The sequence below is a fragment of the Argonema antarcticum A004/B2 genome (genome assembly GCF_023333585.1).
Lineage (GTDB): Bacteria > Cyanobacteriota > Cyanobacteriia > Cyanobacteriales > Aerosakkonemataceae > Argonema > Argonema antarcticum.
This window is the reverse complement of the sequence record NZ_JAIQZN010000015.1, coordinates 49,496-68,416: the sequence shown is the minus strand read 5'-3', so window position 1 is coordinate 68,416 and position 18,921 is coordinate 49,496. Positions and strand designations below refer to the sequence as shown.

The following is an 18,921-nucleotide window of genomic DNA, read 5'->3' as shown; positions in this document are numbered from 1 at the left end:
ACCTCCTTGTGAGTAACAATTAATAGATTATTGCCATAAACCATGAACTATGAACACTTACCAATACCAAATCGGCGGCAGTCTCACAACTGATGCGCCTACCTATGTCCAACGACAAGCCGATTCCGAACTTTATGAAGCTTTAAAGCAGGGAGAATTTTGCTACGTACTCAACTCGCGGCAAATGGGGAAATCTTCACTTTTAGTGAGAACGCGACATCGCCTGCAAGAAGAAGGATTCCTCTGTACCACCGTCGATATGACAGCGATAGGCAGTGAAAATATCACGCCTATTCAGTGGTACAAAGGAATAGTGACCGATTTATGGTTGGGTTTTAACCTGTTAGGAAAGTTTAACTTAAAAGTTTGGTGGCGCGATGAAGAAGATTTGTCTTTACTCCAGAGATTGAGTCGTTTTATTGTCGAATTGCTGCTGGTGCAATTTCCTCAAGAGCGCATCTTTATATTTATCGATGAAATCGACAGCATTCTCGGCTTAGATTTTCCGGTAGATGATTTTTTTGCTTTGATTCGCTATTGTTATAATCAAAGAGCGATGGAACCTGCCTACAATCGCCTCACGTTTGCGATCTTCGGAGTAGCCACACCTTCAGATTTAATCGCCGATAAAAATCGGACGCCATTTAATATCGGCAGAGCGATCGAACTCCAGGGGTTTCAATTGGATGAAGCCACACCATTAGCAGTAGGTTTAGAGGGAAAAGTCAGTAATTCAAGAGCAGTACTCAAAGAAATATTAACTTGGACTTCAGGACAGCCATTTTTGACTCAAAAACTCTGTCAATTGCTGGTAAGATTGCTAGAAAACATGGCGTTTGCGTCGGATGAGAATAGCGATAGTCTGAAAATTATCCCAGGGACAGAGGCATTTTGGTTAGAAAGTGTGGTGCGATCGCGCATCATCGATAAATGGGAATCGCAGGACGAGCCAGAGCATCTGAAAACGATAGGCGATCGCATTCTCCGTGACGAACAACGCGCCGGAAGATTGCTAGGCATTTATCAGCAAATCTTACAATCAGAACCCCCCCTAACCCCAGGGGGGATCTGTGCCGACGACAGCCGCGAACAAATCGAACTGGTGCTATCTGGATTAGTTGAAAAAAAAGCAGGATTACTCAAAGTTAAAAACCGCATTTATGCAGAAGTTTTTAACCTCGAATGGGTAGAAAAACAATTAGGAAAACTACGTCCCTACTCCCAAACTTTTGAAACTTGGATTGCAGCCAAACAAACAGATTCTTCCCGACTGTTGCGAGGACAAGCTTTGAAAGAGGCTCAAGCTTGGGCGCAAGGCAAAAGTTTGAGCGATTTGGACTATCACTTTTTAGCTGCTTCTGGTGAATTAGACAAGTTGGAAATGCAGCAAACGCTGGAAGCAGAACGAGTAAAAGAAGTCGAAGCGCGACTCGCAGAAGAACGCAAGCGCGTAGCTTATGAAAGAAAGACAGCACAGCGACAGCGCAAGTTTATTGCAGCGTTGAGTGGGTTGCTGATAGTGGCGATCGCATCCGCCATTTTCGCCCTCTGGCAATATCATCACGCCGCCACCAGCGAAATTCAAGCCCTCACCTCCTCATCCTCCGGGCAATTCGCCTCCCAACAGCGATTAGACGGCCTCGTGACTGCCATCAAAGCCAGACGCAGGCTCGGCAATCTCGCTAATTCGGGCCCCCAGTTGCGATCGCAAGTTCGGCAAGTGCTGCAACAAGCCATCTACGGAACCGCAGAACTCAATCGCTTCTGGGGACATCGAGGTTGGGTACTGGCGGTTGATGCCAGCCCAGACGGTCAACTGATCGCTACAGGCAGTAATGACCAAACGGTTAAGCTTTGGAAACCCGATGGTACGCTGCTGCAAACCCTCCAGCACACTGCCACCGTTCACGCCCTCAGTTTTAGTCCTGACAGCCAGCGCCTAGTGACATCTAGCTTGGACGGCAACATTTATCTGTGGAATCGGCAAGGCAAACTGCTCAAAACCTTTCCGGGACACAGTACCGCAATTTGGGACATCGCCGTGAGTCCTGATGGTCAGCGCATCGCCTCCGGCAGCGAAGACAGCACCATTCGTCTGTGGAGCTTTGATGGCAAACCGATCGAGACTCTGACAGGACATCAAAGTGGGGTTTGGGGTGTTGCCTTTAGTCCAGATGGAAATCTACTCGCCTCTGGCAGCGCGGACGGTACGATCAAGGTTTGGACTAAGGGCGGCGAACTGGTGAGAACCCTGGAAGGGCATAGCGCGGCCGTTTGGGACGTTGAGTTCGCCTTACTTGCCGACAAGAACGGCACAAAACGTCCCACCATCGTCTCTGCCAGCGCTGACAATACTGTTAAACTCTGGCAACTCGACGGAAGGGCAGGCACAGAGGCACTGCCCCTACTCACTCTTAGCGGCCATAATTCTGAAGTGTTTGAAATTGCCGTCAGCACAGCAGGTGATGTCATTGCTTCCGCCAGCGCCGACCAAACCATAAACCTCTGGAAGCCCGACGGGACGCTGTTGAAAGTCCTCCAAGGGCATCAATCTGGAATTCGAGGCGTGACCTTTATTCCCCACAGTGAAATCGTTGTCTCCGCCAGTGACGACAATACCGTTCGAGTCTGGAATCCGATAAACCCCTTCTCGAAAGTTCTGCACGGACATCGCGGCACGATTTGGGATATAGATTTCAGCCCAGACGGTCAGATGCTAGCTTCAGCCGGTTCGGATCGCAGTTTTAAACTGTGGGCGCGAGACGGTACGTTGCTGAAGTCTTTTGCCGGAAACAAGGCTGCCGTTCAGTCCGTTGCTTTCCTCTCTGCTGCCAGCTTTGCCAACTCTGGGAAATCTGCGATCGCGCCCATCCTTGCTACCGCCAGTGAAGATAAAACGATTAAATTCTGGCAGTTCGACGGGACGTTGCTGAAAACTATAACAGGGCATGGGGCGGGAGTTTGGGATATCTCCCCTAGTCCAGATGGTCAGCTACTCGCTTCTGCCAGCGACGATACAACCGTGAAACTGTGGAAGTCGGACGGCAGGGCGGGCACGGGGGCACCGCCCCTACGGACGTTCAAAGGACATCGGGCTAGGGTTTACGATGTGGACTTTACCCCTGACGGAAAGAGGCTGGTTTCCGCCAGTGAAGATGGTACAGTTCGGTTGTGGAGTTTGGACGGTAAATTTTCCAAGACTCTCAAGGGTCATCGCAGTGGGGTTTGGGAAGTTGCTATCAGTCCAGACGGTGGCACTTTGGCAACTGCCAGCATGGATGACACGATTAAACTCTGGACGAGCGAGGGCAGGTTGCTCAAAACCCTCAAGGGAAACACTAGAGGCATGATAGCCGTTGATTTCAGTCCAGACGGTCAAATGCTGGTGACTGGAGGCGCAACTGGCGCACTCAAACTTTGGAAAACCGACGGGACAGAAATAACGACGCTAACCGGACATCAAGGGAATGTTTGGGGGGTGGCGTTTAGTCCCGATGGTAAACAGATTGCTTCTGCTGGGGACGATCGCACGCTGATTTTGTGGGATGTGGAGGGCATTCTCAAACTCGATGAACTGGGTTATGCGTGCGATCGCATCCGGGATTACCTGCGAACAAATGCCGATGTGAAGGAGGAAGACAGACATCTGTGCGACCATATTAATAATTCACCTTTATAATCATATTAAATTGAGGTTAATCCCTATGAGATTTATCAGCCCTAAAACCGATTTCGCTTTCAAAAAAATCTTCGGTTCAGCCGAAAGTAAACCAATTTTAATCAGCTTTCTGAATGCCTTAATTTATCAAGGCGATCGCGTAATTACAGATTTGCAAATTATCGACCCTTATCAATCCGGTCAAAGGCCGGAATTGAAAGATAGTTACCTGGATGTTAAAGCTCAACTCAACGACGGTAAATACGTGATTATTGAAATGCAAGTATTGAACGTCTCCGGCTTTGAAAAAAGAATTTTATATAACACGGCCAAAGCTTATATCAATCAACTTGGTTCCGGTCGAAAATATGGCGAACTCAATCCCGTCATTAGTCTGACAATTACGGATTTTAAGATATTCGATCGGCATAGACTTATTTCGACTTTTGTCTTTAAAGAAACAGAAGACTTGGTTGATTATTGGCGAGAAATGACTTTGATTTTTGTCGAATTACCTAAATTCCAAAAGTCGCTAGAACAGTTGGAAAGCCTTACAGATAAATGGATTTACTTTATTAAACAAGCACCGACTTTACAAGTAGTCCCTGACTCTCTGGGAACTATACCAGAAATTAACATGGCTTTGACAATTGCTAATCAGGCTAACTTGACTACGGAAGAATTAGATCGGTTAGAAAACCAAATGTTTTTTATCGAAGACCAACAAAAATTGATGGAAGAGCGGCAAAGAGTCGAAGCCGAAAGCCAAAGAGTCGAAGCCGAAAGCCAAAGAGTCGAAGCCGAAAGCCAAAGAGTCGAAGCTGAAAGCCAAAGAGTCGAAGCTGAAAGCCAAAGAGTCGAAGCCGAAAGCCAAAGAGTCGAAACCGAAAGCCAAAGAGTCGAAACCGAAAGCCAAAGAGTCGAAACCGAAAGCCAAAGAGTCGAAGCCGAAAGCCAAAGAGTCGAAGCCGAAAGCCAAAGAGTCGAAGCCGAAAGCCAAGAATTACAATCGGAACAACAAAGAATACAGGCACAACAACGGCAGTTTATCTTACGACAATCTACGCGACTATTTGGGAACTTAGAACAGGCAATTTCTAACAAAATTGAACAATTATCAATGGAACAGTTAATTAATCTAGGAGATGCTTTACTAGATTTTAATGATGTTTCTGATTTAAGTAATTGGTTGGAAAACTTGAGATAAGTAGGAGGTTATAAACGTGAATGTCACGCTTGTTAAGGGAGGTTCTTCCTCCTGTTCCGGCAAGTTTTGTTACGTCCTCAACTCAACATCCTATCCAATCATATCGTTTCCGGTTGTGTCTGAATTATTATGGCCGCAGAGGGGAGGGGGTAAGAGGGGAAAAACGAACAATTCCGACGCAGACGGATTTGATATGACGAGCAACCCTCAAAACCAGTCAACCAATAATATCATGACCGGTGGCATCGGTTGTCTAAAAAAAATAACTCTCTTATCTGTGTTCATCTGTGTTCATCTGTCTTCATCTGTGGTAAAAATTTAACCCTCGATGACAACAGACAATTTCTCGCATCACGCTGACGCTACCGATGCAACCGGACATGATATAAGTTATCATTTCTTCCTTAACCGCGATCGAACTCCCAGGGCATCTTGCTGAGGACGCTCACGGGGCATACGGGTGTGGTAAGGAAAGCTGCCTTTAGTCCCAACTTGCCTGCCTAGAGAAACCGGGTTTCGCAGAAGTTACCCGGTTTCTGAGGTGTACTTCATCCAACTGCAAGCTGCTGTAAACCACAGTTTTGCGTAATAATCAGAAACAGTGTGAGCATATATTTGCAAAAGTGAGATGCACTTGAGATCTTGCACCATTCTCAACTAGCCCTTTAGGTTTGGGTGGTAGACGGTACATTGGCAATGAACTATGAACACTTACGAATACCAAATCGGCGGCAGCCTGACAACAGATGCCCCTACTTATGTTGAACGTAAAGCCGATGTCGAACTATATGAAGCTTTAAAGCAGGGAGAATTTTGCTACGTACTCAACTCGCGGCAAATGGGGAAATCTTCACTTTTAGTGAGAACGCGACATCGCCTGCAAGAAGAAGGATTCCTCTGTACCACCGTCGATATGACAGCGATAGGCAGTGAAAATATCACGCCTATTCAGTGGTACAAAGGAATAGTGACCGATTTATGGTTGGGTTTTAACCTGTTAGGAAAGTTTAACTTAAAAGGTTGGTGGCGCGATGAAGAAGATTTGTCTTTACTCCAGAGATTGAGTCGTTTTATTGTCGAATTGCTGCTGGTGCAATTTCCTCAAGAGCGCATCTTTATATTTATCGATGAAATCGACAGCATTCTCGGCTTAGATTTTCCGGTAGATGATTTTTTTGCTTTGATTCGCTATTGTTATAATCAAAGAGCGATGGAACCTGCCTACAATCGCCTCACGTTTGCGATCTTCGGAGTAGCCACACCTTCAGATTTAATCGCCGATAAAAATCGGACGCCATTTAATATAGGCAGAGCGATCGAACTCCAGGGGTTTCAATTGGATGAAGCCACACCATTAGCAGTAGGTTTAGAGGAAAAAGTCAGTAATTCAAGAGCAGTACTCAAAGAAATATTAACTTGGACTTCAGGACAGCCATTTTTGACTCAAAAACTCTGTCAATTGCTGGTAAGATTGCTAGAAAACATGGCGTTTGCGTCGGATGAGAATAGCGATAGTCTGAAAATTATCCCAGGGACAGAGGCATTTTGGTTAGAAAGTGTGGTGCGATCGCACATCATCGACAAGTGGGAAAGCAAAGACGAACCGGAACATTTAAGGACGATCCGCGATCGCATAACTCGAAACGAACAACGCGCTGGCAGATTACTCGGCATTTATCAGCAAATCTTACAAGAATTTGAAGTGCCAACCGATGACAGCGGCGAGCAAATCGAACTGGTGCTTTCTGGTTTAGTCATCAAACAACAAAGATTGTTGAAAGTCAAAAATTCCATTTATAAAGAAGTTTTTAACCTCGAATGGGTAGAAAAACAATTAGGCAAACTGCGTCCCTATTCTCAAGCTTTTGATGCTTGGATTTCGTCAAAACAACAGGATTCTTCGCGACTGCTGCGCGGACAAGCATTGATTGATGCCCAAAATTGGGCGCAAGGGAAAAGTTTGAGTGATTTAGACTATCAGTTTTTAGCTGCTAGCACCGAACTCGACAGACGAGAAGTGCAACAAGCTTTAGAAGCAGAACGAACTAAAGAAGTGGAAGCGCGACTGGCAGAGGAACGCAAAAGACTTGAGCAAGAGAAAAAAGCTACCAAACGACAAAGAATTTCGCTGTTTGCAGTCAGTATGGCATTGCTGCTTGCCTGCGGTTTAGGGGTGATAAGTTATTTTCAATACCGACGAGCCGCTATTAGCGAACGCGAAGCTCGCATTAGCGAAATTCAAGCGCTGGTTTCTTCTTCTGAGGGACTGTTTGCCTCTAATCGCCGCTTGGATGCACTAATAGAAGCGATTAAAGCTAAACGCAGACTGCAAAAGTTAGGCAAGACAGACACAAATATTGAACATCAGGTTATTGATATACTGCGACAAGCCGTTTATGAAGTAGATGAATATAACCGTTTATCGGGACATAAAGCGGCAGTGATGACCGTCGATATTAGTCCTGACAGTAAGCTAATTGCCTCTGGAAGTGTCGATAAAACTATCAAACTGTGGGGGAGGAATGGTACAGAGGTAGCAACTCTCAAAGGTCATCAGGCGATCGTTCGATCGGTCAAATTTAGCCCTGACGGTCAGTTAATTGCTTCTGGAAGTGATGATGGCACTGTGAAACTATGGAACAAGGGCGGCACTTTGTTGAAAACTTTTCAGGGTCACAGTGCTGGCATCTGGGTAGTGGCATTTAGCCCCGACGGTCAAACCATTGCATCTGCTAGTGTGGACGCAACTGTAAAACTTTGGAAAGTTGAGGGGGCAGGCACGGGGGCACTACAAACTTTCCAGGGTCATACTGCTGGGGTCTCCTCAGTGGCGTTTAGTCCCGATGGTCAAACTATTGCTTCGGCAAGTGGAGACAAAACGGTTAAACTTTGGCACAAAAACGGCACTTTGCTAAGAACACTTGAGGGTCATACTGCTGTGGTATCCTCAGTGGCGTTTAGTCCAGACGGTCAAACTATTGCCTCTGCAAGTGGAGACAAAACGGTTAAACTTTGGCATAAAAACGGCACTTTGCTACGAACACTTGAGGGTCATACTGCTGTAATATCAGCAGTTGTATTTAGTCCAGACGGTCAAACTATCGCCTCTGCAAGTCGAGATAAAACGGTAAAACTTTGGCATATTGACGGCATCGAACTGACGACATTTAGAGGTCATAGTGCTGGGATTTGGGGGATAGCTTGGAGTCCCGACGGCAGCTTTATTGCTTCGGCAGGTGCAGAAAACAGCGTCAGACTGTGGCAAAGTCAAAATCCATTGCGAACGATCGTCACTGCACATAAAGCCGGGATTTGGGCTTTAGATGTCAGTGCTGATAGTTCTACGATCGCAACTGGTAGCGAGGATGGCACGACTAAGCTTTGGAGTCGGCAAGGCAAATTGCTGGCGACTTTGAGTGAACAAGACGCGGCGATTTATGCAGTTGCTATGAGTCACGACGATCGGTTAATTGCTTTTGCTAGAAACGATAATATTGTGAACGTCTGGGATCGAAAAGGTGCTTTGATGGCAAGTTTCGTAGGTCATACCTCTAGACTGACTGGATTAGCTTTCAGTCCTGACGATCGAACGATCGCTTCCGCAAGTCAAGATAATACGATTAAGCTTTGGCGGCGCAACAGCACTTGTATGGGCGAAACATCCCCTGCAAAGTCTCTAGGGAACGCCAATAGATGCGCCCCGAAGACCCTAATAGGACATCATGCTCCTATTTGGCAGGTGGTATTTAGCCCAGATAGTCAGCTAATTACCTCAGCAGGGGGAGATGGTACTGTGAAGTTGTGGAAGCTTAATGGTAAGTTAGTGAGAACCCTTCAAGGTCATACTGCTGCGGTATGGAGAGTCGCATTTAGTCCTGATGGTAAGATGATCGCTTCTGGCAGTGGCGATAATACGATTAAGCTTTGGACAATTGATGGTAAGTTGTTAAGAACTATTGAAGGTCATCATGCTGCGGTGTGGGGAGTGGCATTTAGCCCGGATGGTCAAATGATTGCTTCTGGAAGTGTGGACAATACGGTGAAGTTTTGGAAGCTTGACGGTACGGAATTAACGACTCTCAGAGGTCACAGTGCGGCGATTCGGGGAGTGGCGTATAGTTCTGATGGGAAGTTTGTGGCTTCTGTCAGTGAGGATAACACGCTGATTCTGTGGAATGTGCAGCGAATTCTGAGTCTGGATTTATTGAGTTATGGGTGCGATCGCGTCCAGGATTATTTGCGGACTAATGCGGATGTGGAAAAGAGCGATCGTCATTTGTGCGATCGAGTCCCCTGAAATGCGTCAGTCCTAAGTCAGTTAAACTGGTTGGTGAAACCCATATTTTACGAGTGAGATACACCTAATTCTATGTTTGAAACCTTACCAAAAACAACGACTTTTGAAGATTTTCTAGAATGGAAACCAGAGGTTGGATTCTATGAACTACACGATGGAGTAATTGTTGAAATGCAGCCCATTGGAGAGCATGAAGAGATTAATGGTTTTGCCACCAAAAAACTAAGCGTGCAATTTGACAGATTAAACCTCCCTTACTTCATCCCCAAACAAGCCCTAATTAAGGTTCCCGATCGAGAATCTGCTTATTCGCCTGACGTGCTAGTTATCAATCAAAAAAATCTACCTTCAGAACCGCTATGGAAAAAGTCGTCAACCGTTACTCAAGCAGCCTCGGTTCCCCTCGTTATTGAAGTTGTCAGCACGAATTGGCAAGATGATTATGCCCACAAGCTGGTTGACTATGAAATTTTTGGCATTCCTGAATATTGGATTATTGACTATTTAGGTTTGGGTGGCAGACGGTACATTGGCAATCCCAAACAGCCGACTATTTCCATCTATTATTTAGTAGACGGTGAGTATCAGGTTAACCACTTTCGAGGTGATGATGCGATCGGATCTCCAACATTTCCAGAATTGAATTTGACGGCCAAACAGATTTTTGAAGCGGGGCGATGAGAGATACAGCGGTTCCCGCTGTAATGAAGTACATTTTAAGTAGGGGCGAAGCATTCCGGCAGATGATTTATTGGTAATCAGCAAAGATGAAATACGTTCATGCTTCGCCTCCCCTTCGCATACTGTACCTCTTAACAGCGGGAACCGCTGTATAACCTATCAAGTCGGCGGTAGTCTCAATACTAATATCAGTTCCTAATTTTCCGAATCTACCAAATCAAAAATCTTGGCATAAAACGATCGGCCCGTCTCAGTTCTAGGAATGTGAAGCTTTAACTGAGCATTATTAAGTGTAACCCGAAAACTAATACCAGAACCCAATTCAATCCAATTGGTGCTTTTACAGTCCCGCCTCATCACACTACCGTCGGATCGATAGCAGGAGTCCCCTTTGTCTCCTCTCCAAGCAACCTGTCCGTTGTTATAAAAAACATCATTTCCTAGACTGCCTCTCCAAGCCAACTGTCCGTTACTGTGAAAGACAATGTTATTGTTTTCTGGACTACCTCTCCAAGCAACCTGTCCATTTTCGTGGAAAACAGTGTCCCCTACATTTCCTCTCCAAACCACTTGTCCGTTGGGGTAATATATCGGTGGATCTGCTACCGCCTTGACGCTAGAAAATATCAGTCCTATGCCGGTAGCGATTAGCAGTCCCGTGAAGCGATTAAATCGATTTTTGACCTTTTTTAGGTAAAGATGACTTGCCAAATCTCCAGTAACCTCTAAAAATCAGCCAATTTACTAAACTTTGCTGCTTATATTGTATTTTACCTTCTGCTGGATGCGCGATGCCAGCAACGAACCAAAAGTTACAGATGCGATCGCACCTATTGACACCGCCAAAATTTGAGTATAAATACTCGTGTAAACCTTTACACAGCCCAAGACTGTGGTAACTACAGTTGCGATCGCCTGTTTCCGGGTTGATAATAACGAAATGTAGGGTCTTACCCCACACCACATCTGCCTTAAGATAAGATAAGACAACTTTTTTATGTTAATAAAGCAGGTATTATCGCATGGATCTGAAAGAACATCAGTTTATTTCCTATTTTGAACCGGAGCAAGCCGCCCAACTCTGTAGGCTGGCTATTGTAGAAAATTTTCATGCTCAAAAAATAATTTTTGAAGAAGGCGAAATACCAGATTTTTTGTATCTAATTTTAGCAGGTCAAGTAGAATTTAGAAAGATTTCTCCTAGCGAAAAATATCAAACATTTGCTTTAGCTAAACCTAACGAGTTTTTTGGGGAATTTGGGGTATTGGATGGACAACCCCGTAGCGCTCAAGCGATTGTTTGCGGTGAAGCAACTTTGGCAAAAATTCCCCGCGACAGTTTGATGGAAATTTTGAATAACACAAAAGGTAGGGTAGTTCTCAAACTGCTTGGTTACATTGTCCAGCAGTTACGAGCTACAACATCGCAATATGTCAATCAAATGATTCACCAAGAAAAAATGGCATTAGTGGGAGAGATGGTCAACACCATTATTCACGATTTCAGAAGTCCTGTTACCGGCATACATCTAGCTAGTGTAATGCTCAAAGAACAGCATCCCGATGAAGAAACAATTGAATGGTGCGATATAATTCAAGCCCAAGTTAAGCGAATGTTGGGTATGGCAGAAGAAGCGTTGGAATTTGCTAACGGCAATGCCTTGGTTAATAAAGAACCTGTTAACCTTACTTTGTTTGTCCAACATTTTGAAAAGCTAAATCGTCTTTATTTTAAAGATAGTAAAGTAGAGTTTGCGTTTAAAGCGACAGATGTAGTCGCGAACGTTGATGAAAACAAACTAATGCGTGTTTTGCAAAACTTAGTGGGTAACGCAGTCGAAGCTTTTAACGGTCGAGGCGGGCGGATCGAGATATCGGCTTGGGCGAAAGATAAATGGGCAGAACTTACAATTTCCGACAATGGCCCTGGCATTCCCGAAGCGATTCGGGAGAAGTTATTCGATCCATTTGTGACCTATGGAAAACGTGGAGGTACGGGATTGGGAACTTCGATAGCCAAATCAATTATCGAAGGTCATGGTGGACAAATTTCTTTTCAGTCCAACTCCGATGAAGGTACTACTTTTTACATTCGTTTACCCCGTATTAATCAATAAATTAAGGACAGACGAATTTGCTACTTCTTCCAGATCGATTACTATGATGTCATTAACTGCAAGCCTCTGGATAAATCAACATTCATGACCCTCACAGAGCAAATTCTTTCCCAACTACCTGGGGATGTCCTGGGAGGACTGCGTAAAGCCTCTAGCATTTGGCAATCCCTGAAAGAGGACACCGCAGCGATACCCATGTCTGTGAAAGAAAGCCAGCAGCCTTTGGGAGAAGTGGATTTGGACGTTGTGATCTGCGGTGGTACATTAGGTATTTTAATCGGCGCTGCCTTAGCTGGGATGGGGTGGCGAGTGGCTTTAATCGAACGGGGCATTCTACGCGGTAGAGAACAAGAGTGGAACATCTCCCGCAAAGAATTGGAAGTGTTTTTGGAATTGAATCTGCTTGAGGAATCGGAACTCCTTTCTGCGATCGCCACCCAGTATAACCCAGCTCGCATCAGCTTTTTAGGCGATCGCGAACACTGGGTGCGAGACGTACTCAACATCGGTGTTGACCCAGTTTTCCTACTGGACGCCCTCAAGTCCAAATTTCTCAAAGCTGGCGGTAAACTGTTTGAAAAGATACCCTTTCAAGGTGCAGTTGTTCATCCAGATGGCGTTGCGATCGATCTTGGATTGGGGGCTACTCGTCAGGATGATGAGCAATCTAACAATCCAAAATCCCTGAAAACTCGGTTATTAATCGACGCAATGGGACATTTTTCTCCCATTGTCCAGCAAGCAAGACAAGGAAAAAAGCCAGATGCTGTATGCTTGGTGGTAGGAAGTTGCGCCCAAGGTTTTCCGAAAAATGACACAGGCGATTTGTTGGTATCATTTACGCCATTAAAAAATCAATGCCAGTACTTTTGGGAAGCCTTCCCAGCACGAGATGGTAGAACCACCTACTTGTTTACGTATATGGATGCTCACCCGCAGCGCCCCAGTTTAGAAACACTCTTTGAGGATTACCTGCGCCTCCTACCGCAATATCAAAATGTGGAATTGGCACAATTGCAATTTCAAAGAGCGCTGTTTGGCTTCTTTCCAAGTTATCGGCAAAGTCCCCTAAAGATGCCGTGGAGCCGCATTTTGCCAGTGGGAGACTCCAGTGGCGCTCAATCTCCCCTGAGTTTTGGTGGTTTTGGCGCAATGGTGCGTCATCTGAAGCGTTTGGCAAATGGAATTAACGAAGCTTTACAATGCGATCGACTTGCTAAAAATGCTCTGGCGCTACTACAACCTTATCAGCCAAACTTAGCCGTTACCTGGTTGTTTCAACGAGCGATGAGTGTCGGTGTAAATCAAAAAATCCATCCAGATCAAATTAATCAGCTTTTGTCTGCTGTATTTCTGGAAATGGAGCATCTGGGCGACGACGTACTAAAACCCTTTCTTCAAGATGTGGTGCAGTTTTCGGCTCTGTCGCAAACCCTTTTGCGTACACAAATTTCACATCCGAGATTAGTTGTCAAGGTAATTCCGCAAGTTGGGCTGACAACGCTACTGGATTGGACAATTCATTATGCCAATTTGGGAGCCTACGCTGCTTTGTACCAATTAGTGCAAACAATGCAACCATCAGGATCGCAATACTATTATCGCCGCTGGATTGATGCTTGGAAGTATGGATCTGGCGGCGATTACTCCCATTGATGATTTTAGTAATATTGCTTTTGAGGATAACATGATGGAACGGCAATCCCAAGGAATTAAATACTTTACAGTGCTGATTAGTTTACTGCGCGATCGCCAACTATTTCTAGAAGAAATTCGCCAAGGAACCCGATTGCCAAGTAAAATATTTTCTATGCTTGTTTGCAGTTCGATATTTCTGGCCATCTATGGCGGTATCATGGGTATATATCATAGCTGGATGCAAGCTTTGGCTTCGGCTGTTAAACTTCCAGCCCTCTACTTAATCACACTGCTGATTTGTCTGCCAACATTGTATTTTGCTAATATTATTTTTGGCTCCAAACGCACTTTAGGTCAGCATTTTGCATTGGTGCTGACGGCGGTTTCATTAACTAGCGTGCTTTTGTTCAGCTTCGGGCCGATCGCGCTGTTTTTCTTGATTAGCACCAACAATTACCAATTTCTCATATTGTTGAATGTTGTTATCTTTAGCGTAACTGGATTTATCGGAGTTTCTTCCTTATATAAAGCCGCCAATTTAGTCTTAGAGCAAGACAATGAAGGCAGCAATACCAGGCGAAAAATTTTACAATTGTGGTTATTCCTTTATGCTTTTGTTGGCTGTCAATTGGGATGGACTCTGAGACCTTTTTTCGGAACGCCTGATTCTCCCTTCTCTCTGTTCCGAGAAAGAGAAGGAAACTTTTATGTGAGCATAATTCAATCTCTTGCCTACATTTTAGGCTTTCGTTAATCTAATCATCGACTATAACGGAAAGGAAAATCATGGAAAAGAAATTTCAGGGGAAAAACCACTTTAGTGTACTAATTAATTTACTGCGCGATCGCCAGACTTTTCTAGAAGAAATTCGTCAAGGAGTCAGACTGCAAAGTAAAATAATCGCCCTACTCGTTTGCAGTTCTCTATTTTTCGCTATCTATGGCGCAATTATCGGTTTATACCATAGCGTACCTCAGTCATTGTCGGCAGCAGTTAAACTCCCGTGCCTCTACTTACTCACCCTTTTGATTTGTTTGCCAACCTTATACATTTTTAACATTTTCTTTGGTTCCCGTCGCAGCCTCACACAACATTTTATCATCGTTCTTACCGCTGCCTCTGTAATTAGCGCCCTCCTATTGGGATTTGCACCAGTCACCCTGTTTTTTCTGATCACCACCGACAATTACCAATTTTTTAAATTGTTAAATGTGGCGATTTTTATTCTCACAGGAGTGATTGGTGTTAACTTCCTTTATAAAGGAATGCAGTTAATTTCCGAAGAAGATACCGAAGGACAAGGAACTCGCACGAAGATATTGCAATTTTGGTTAGTGTTGTACGGCTTTGTCGGCAGTCAACTGGGATGGGTAATCAGACCGATTTTCGGCAATCCCCAGCAGCAATTTGTATTGTTTCGCGAGATGCAAGGCAACATTTATCTTGACATTACGAAGGCAATTTCTGAAGTGCTTGGGTTTCGGTAATAACGTAAGTTGCTAGTTATTAAGATTAGGGCTGCTATGCAGGTACGTAGTTACGCTTTAGCGCTTTTATCCCAGTTGTAATCAGAGCTAGAAGGCGCAACAACATACCTTTATGCAAATAACGAGCAACTTGCGTTAATAAATAGGTGGGCGTAAATAAACTGAACACCCAGAAACCCGGTTTCGCAGGAGTTACCGGGTTTCTATGTACCTCACTCACCTAAAAAAGCGCTGTAAGTTAGGTGGGCGTAAATAAACTGAACATCCAGAAACCGGGTTTCTTGGCTGTACTGTTGCTACACTTTATGCAACTGAAAAGTGCTGTAAGCCCAATTCGCAATCACCAACAACCAATTATGGACTTTCCCCTGGCACGGCAATATTTTTACCAGGAAATTCATCAGCCAGATAAACAAATCAATCTGGCAAAGGCGGCTCTACATATTGCACAGGAAGAATATCCAGAATTAGATCCAAATGAATACTTAAACGCCCTTGATACAATGGCATCTGAGATACAAGAACGTCTCCCACCCCAACGGTATCCGCTGCGGATTGTTCAGACTATTAACCAGTACCTTTACGAGGATTTGGGTTTTACTGGTAATACAGTTGACTATTACGATTCGCGCAATAGCTTTTTGAATGAAGTAATTGAGCGGCGAACCGGCATTCCGATCTCGCTTTCGCTGGTATACTTGGAGGTTGCCCAGCGACTTGATTTCCCGATGGTTGGCATTGGAATGCCGGGGCATTTCCTGATTCGCCCAGACTTTGAAGATGTGGGTATTTATGTGGATGCCTTCAATCGCGGCGAGATTTTGTTTGAGCAAGATTGCCAGGAACGACTATCTCAAATTTATCAGCAGCGGGTAGAGTTGAAACCATCGCTGATAGAGCCGGTGAGTAACCGACGCTTTTTAGCGCGGATGCTGATGAATCTGAAATTAATTTATTTAAACCGGAATGATTTACCCAAAGCGCTGGCGGTAATTGAGCGCCTTTTGCTGTTGTTTCCAGGTGTATCGGCGGAATTGCGCGATCGCGGTCTTCTATACTACCAACTAGGAGAATGGGTGTCAGCTTGTGAAGACCTTACGACTTATCTAGTCCAAGTTCCCAGCGCTGAAGATGCTGATGCCATACGCCAGTTAGTGGCACGAATGCGTCAAGATCTTTAGGGGCTAGAAAAGTCAAAAGTCAAAAGTCAAAAGTCAAAAGTCAAAAGTCAAAAGTCAAAAGTCAAAAGTCAAAAGTCAAAAGTCAAAATCCAAAATCCAAAATCCAAAATCCAAAATCCAAAATCCAAAATCCAAAATCCAAAATCCAAAATCCAAAATCTAAAATCTAAAATTGCTCTTGAGCCACCAGTTTGAGGCGTTGGAGTTGCGCTTTCATATCCTCTTGAGTCCAAGCGGCGGCAAAGGTATTGAAGCCCCAGCGAATCAAGGGGTTGGGAATCTCGAACTCAAAACGGTTCAGCAGGCGAGTACCTTGTGCCACAGGTAGGCATTCCCAGCGATCGCGTCCTGTGAAAAAGCCCTCAAAGCCCCAGACTATCAGACCGGGTTTCCGCTCCACCACAATGCTTTCTAGGGTAGGCTGTAACAGGGGAATCTGAATCACAAAGCGGCTGCGACTGCCAATATCCGTACTCCACTCGCCCACGGGTTCGCAACGCAGGACTGGATTGAGCCATCGGTGCATTAAGTCCCGATCTGCGATACAATTGTCAACCACGGTTGCGGGAGCATTGATTTGAATCGATTGTTCAAAAACTTGATGTTCTGACATCCTAACAAGGGTATAAGGGTGAGTAGGTCGGTTTGGGGAATTAAAAATCACCGAATCGCTGACTTTTAAGCCTTAATTATCTATAAAGATAGATAAAAAATACTCTTTCGAGGTATATTGTTTTCCATATTCATCTCACGCTGTCTTAGGTGATAATTTGCCAGAGAAGCTACAGACAAAAATTCACTGACAAGGTTTCATAGTTTTGTCGGTAAACTCTGAGGGAACTAAAAACCATGAATGGTATTTGGCAAGGGATAGGAGATTTGGGTGTGAGCGTACCGATGCTCTCTCATGGGATTTTGGCACAAGTTCAACGACGACCAGCACCCGCACCGCCACCGGGAAGGGTAGCGGAAAATAGTTGGAATGGATTTTCCCAGCAAATGGCCGGGAATTTTGGCGAGTTTGTGCCGAATTTGCTGGGCGCGATCGCAATTTTGGTAGTTGGCGTTTTGATCGCCTTCATTGGAGCCGCCCTAACGCGGGGGTTACTGAATCGTACTAATATCGATAACAAACTGGCGGCCTGGATTACAGGGCGTCAGAGTGAAACAGAAGGGCCGCCGATCGAAAAATGGATATCCGACGCCGTTTTTTGGCTGATCTTCATTTTTACGCTGGTGGCCTTTTTACAGGCACTCCAGCTGACCGCAGTTTCCGAACCGCTGAACAATCTACTCAATCAGGTCTTTATATTCCTGCCGAAGTTAGCGGCGGCTGGGATTCTGTTGGGTGTGGCGTGGTTACTAGCCACCCTGATCAAGCTGGTGGTGACGAGAGGACTGCGCGTCCTTCGTTTGGATGAACGTCTCAATCAGCAAGTTGAGGGGGAAGCGCAAAGCCAATTTTCTTTAAGCGAAACCATAGGCAATACGCTCTACTGGTTTATCTTTTTGCTGTTTTTGCCATCTATATTGAGTACTCTAGAGTTGCAGGGGACACTACAACCCGTGCAGCAGCTACTCAATAACATTCTTTCCATTCTGCCGAATATCTTTGCGGCAATTGTAATTGCCGCAACAGGCTGGCTAGTTGCCCAAGTGGTACGCCGCATTGTCACCAATCTGTTGACCGCTAGTGGGGCCGATCGCTTGGGGGCCCAGTTTGGCGTGAATCGAGCGACAACGGGACAATCGCTATCGGGGATAATTGGTACGGTTGTCTACGTATTAATTTTAATTCCGACTGCGATCGCAGCCCTTAACGCCCTGAAAATTGAGGCGATTTCGGCTCCGGCGATCGAAATGCTCAACCAGATTCTCAGCGCTATTCCCAAAATTTTCACGGCTGCGTTAATTCTGATAGTCGCCTACGTCATCGGGAAATTTGTGGCAGATTTGCTCACCAATATCCTGACTAGCATTGGCTTTAACAATATTTTCAACTGGTTGGGACTGGGAGTAACTGTAGGAGATCGTCGTCGGATTATTATCCCTCCATCTGGGGCACCAGTACCAGATGAAGCTCCTTACTCACCAGAGGAACCAGGTACTGTTCTTCAGCCATCACCTGTTACTACCCGAACTCCATCGGAGGTTGTGGGTATTGTGGCGCTTGTCGGCATTATGCTCTTAGCGATCGTGCCAGCAACCGAGGTGCTGGAATTTGCGGCGCTGACGACAATTGTTACCAGCATTATTGCCGTATCTGGCCGCATTCTGGCTGGGTTGGTGGTGTTTGCGATCGGTTTGTATCTGGCTAACCTCGCCTTCAATTTGATTACCAGTTCTGGGGGTCAGCAAGCCCGGATACTCGGTCATACAGCGCGAATTGCGATTATTGCTTTAGTCTCTGCAATGGCGCTGCAACAGATGGGTATCGCCAGCGATATCGTCAATTTGGCCTTTGGATTGCTGCTGGGTGCGATCGCAGTTGCTATTGCTTTAGCCTTTGGTTTGGGCAGTCGCGACATCGCCGCCGATCAAGTCCGCGAATGGTTGGGATCTTTCAGAAATCAAAAGGATAAACCGCCTCATTTCTAGTAGAACCACAACTAGGTATTAGGAAAATTACAGCCTCGGTAGTTATGCAAGTGCGA

Annotated in this window: 13 protein-coding genes; 10 read left to right on the top strand and 3 right to left on the bottom strand. The window is 45.3% G+C overall.

Annotated elements, in window-relative coordinates; translation table 11 throughout:
* Nucleotides 1-49: 49 nt before the first annotated feature.
* The 4 genes from LAY57_RS09310 to LAY57_RS09295 all read left to right on the top strand — a co-directional run bounded on the left by LAY57_RS09310 (nt 50) and on the right by LAY57_RS09295 (nt 9,843).
* The gene (locus LAY57_RS09310; RefSeq protein WP_249066133.1) at nt 50-3,679 is read left to right on the top strand and encodes a WD40 repeat domain-containing protein; all 3,630 of its coding nucleotides are present in this window, start codon (nt 50-52) and stop codon (nt 3,677-3,679) included.
* Between the two features lie 25 nt (nt 3,680-3,704).
* The gene (locus LAY57_RS09305) at nt 3,705-4,865 is read left to right on the top strand and encodes an Rpn family recombination-promoting nuclease/putative transposase (protein WP_249066131.1); all 1,161 of its coding nucleotides are present in this window, start codon (nt 3,705-3,707) and stop codon (nt 4,863-4,865) included.
* 703 nt (nt 4,866-5,568) lie between these two features.
* Nucleotides 5,569-9,162, top strand: a complete 3,594-nt coding sequence (locus LAY57_RS09300) for a WD40 domain-containing protein (RefSeq protein ID WP_249066130.1) — start codon at nt 5,569-5,571, stop codon at nt 9,160-9,162.
* A 72-nt stretch (nt 9,163-9,234) separates the two neighbouring features.
* Nucleotides 9,235-9,843, top strand: coding sequence for a Uma2 family endonuclease (locus LAY57_RS09295; RefSeq protein WP_249066129.1), 609 nt, complete (start codon nt 9,235-9,237; stop codon nt 9,841-9,843).
* Between the two features lie 195 nt (nt 9,844-10,038).
* Here the strand turns inward: LAY57_RS09295 and LAY57_RS09290 are convergent, their stop codons facing one another.
* Nucleotides 10,039-10,554 (bottom strand): toxin-antitoxin system YwqK family antitoxin, encoded by a 516-nt coding sequence (locus LAY57_RS09290; RefSeq protein WP_249066128.1) that lies wholly within the window; start codon nt 10,552-10,554, stop codon nt 10,039-10,041.
* A 33-nt stretch (nt 10,555-10,587) separates the two neighbouring features.
* Nucleotides 10,588-10,833: a hypothetical protein gene (locus LAY57_RS09285; protein ID WP_249066127.1), complete on the bottom strand. Its 246-nt coding sequence runs from the start codon at nt 10,831-10,833 to the stop codon at nt 10,588-10,590.
* 32 nt (nt 10,834-10,865) lie between these two features.
* On the opposite strand from LAY57_RS09285, the gene LAY57_RS09280 reads away from it, so the two are divergent.
* The 5 genes from LAY57_RS09280 to LAY57_RS09260 all read left to right on the top strand — a co-directional run bounded on the left by LAY57_RS09280 (nt 10,866) and on the right by LAY57_RS09260 (nt 16,267).
* Nucleotides 10,866-11,960, top strand: a complete 1,095-nt coding sequence (locus tag LAY57_RS09280; protein ID WP_249066126.1) for an ATP-binding protein — start codon at nt 10,866-10,868, stop codon at nt 11,958-11,960.
* A gap of 84 nt (nt 11,961-12,044) precedes the next feature.
* The gene (locus LAY57_RS09275; RefSeq protein WP_249066124.1) at nt 12,045-13,616 is read left to right on the top strand and encodes an FAD-binding oxidoreductase; all 1,572 of its coding nucleotides are present in this window, start codon (nt 12,045-12,047) and stop codon (nt 13,614-13,616) included.
* On the top strand, nt 13,588-14,352 hold the full coding sequence (locus LAY57_RS09270) for an actin-binding WH2 domain-containing protein (protein WP_338022383.1): 765 nt from the start codon (nt 13,588-13,590) through the stop codon (nt 14,350-14,352). The genes LAY57_RS09275 and LAY57_RS09270 overlap by 29 nt, the downstream gene beginning before the upstream one ends.
* 32 nt (nt 14,353-14,384) lie before the next feature.
* A complete protein-coding gene (locus LAY57_RS09265; protein ID WP_249066123.1) occupies nt 14,385-15,086 on the top strand; it encodes an actin-binding WH2 domain-containing protein in 702 nt (233 codons plus the stop codon).
* Between the two features lie 356 nt (nt 15,087-15,442).
* On the top strand, nt 15,443-16,267 hold the full coding sequence (locus LAY57_RS09260; protein WP_249066162.1) for a SirB1 family protein: 825 nt from the start codon (nt 15,443-15,445) through the stop codon (nt 16,265-16,267).
* A gap of 166 nt (nt 16,268-16,433) precedes the next feature.
* Here LAY57_RS09260 and LAY57_RS09255 read toward each other — a convergent pair whose 3' ends face one another.
* Nucleotides 16,434-16,880 (bottom strand): SRPBCC family protein, encoded by a 447-nt coding sequence (locus LAY57_RS09255; RefSeq protein ID WP_249066121.1) that lies wholly within the window; start codon nt 16,878-16,880, stop codon nt 16,434-16,436.
* Nucleotides 16,881-17,116: 236 nt separating this feature from the next.
* Between LAY57_RS09255 and LAY57_RS09250 the strand changes: the two genes are divergently transcribed.
* Nucleotides 17,117-18,865: a mechanosensitive ion channel gene (locus LAY57_RS09250; protein WP_249066120.1), complete on the top strand. Its 1,749-nt coding sequence runs from the start codon at nt 17,117-17,119 to the stop codon at nt 18,863-18,865.
* Nucleotides 18,866-18,921: the final 56 nt, after the last annotated feature.

Excerpts from the sequence above, each read along its gene's own strand:
- LAY57_RS09280 (WP_249066126.1), top strand. The coding sequence starts at position 10,866 with ATGGATCTGAAAGAACATCAGTTTATTTCCTATTTTGAACCGGAGCAA.
- LAY57_RS09265 (WP_249066123.1), top strand. The coding sequence starts at position 14,385 with ATGGAAAAGAAATTTCAGGGGAAAAACCACTTTAGTGTACTAATTAAT.
- LAY57_RS09255 (WP_249066121.1), bottom strand. The coding sequence starts at position 16,880 with ATGTCAGAACATCAAGTTTTTGAACAATCGATTCAAATCAATGCTCCC.
- LAY57_RS09295 (WP_249066129.1), top strand. The coding sequence starts at position 9,235 with ATGTTTGAAACCTTACCAAAAACAACGACTTTTGAAGATTTTCTAGAA.
- LAY57_RS09300 (WP_249066130.1), top strand. The coding sequence starts at position 5,569 with ATGAACACTTACGAATACCAAATCGGCGGCAGCCTGACAACAGATGCC.
- LAY57_RS09250 (WP_249066120.1), top strand. The coding sequence starts at position 17,117 with ATGAATGGTATTTGGCAAGGGATAGGAGATTTGGGTGTGAGCGTACCG.
- LAY57_RS09310 (WP_249066133.1), top strand. The coding sequence starts at position 50 with ATGAACACTTACCAATACCAAATCGGCGGCAGTCTCACAACTGATGCG.
- LAY57_RS09270 (WP_338022383.1), top strand. The coding sequence starts at position 13,588 with ATGGATCTGGCGGCGATTACTCCCATTGATGATTTTAGTAATATTGCT.
- LAY57_RS09305 (WP_249066131.1), top strand. The coding sequence starts at position 3,705 with ATGAGATTTATCAGCCCTAAAACCGATTTCGCTTTCAAAAAAATCTTC.
- LAY57_RS09260 (WP_249066162.1), top strand. The coding sequence starts at position 15,443 with ATGGACTTTCCCCTGGCACGGCAATATTTTTACCAGGAAATTCATCAG.
- LAY57_RS09275 (WP_249066124.1), top strand. The coding sequence starts at position 12,045 with ATGACCCTCACAGAGCAAATTCTTTCCCAACTACCTGGGGATGTCCTG.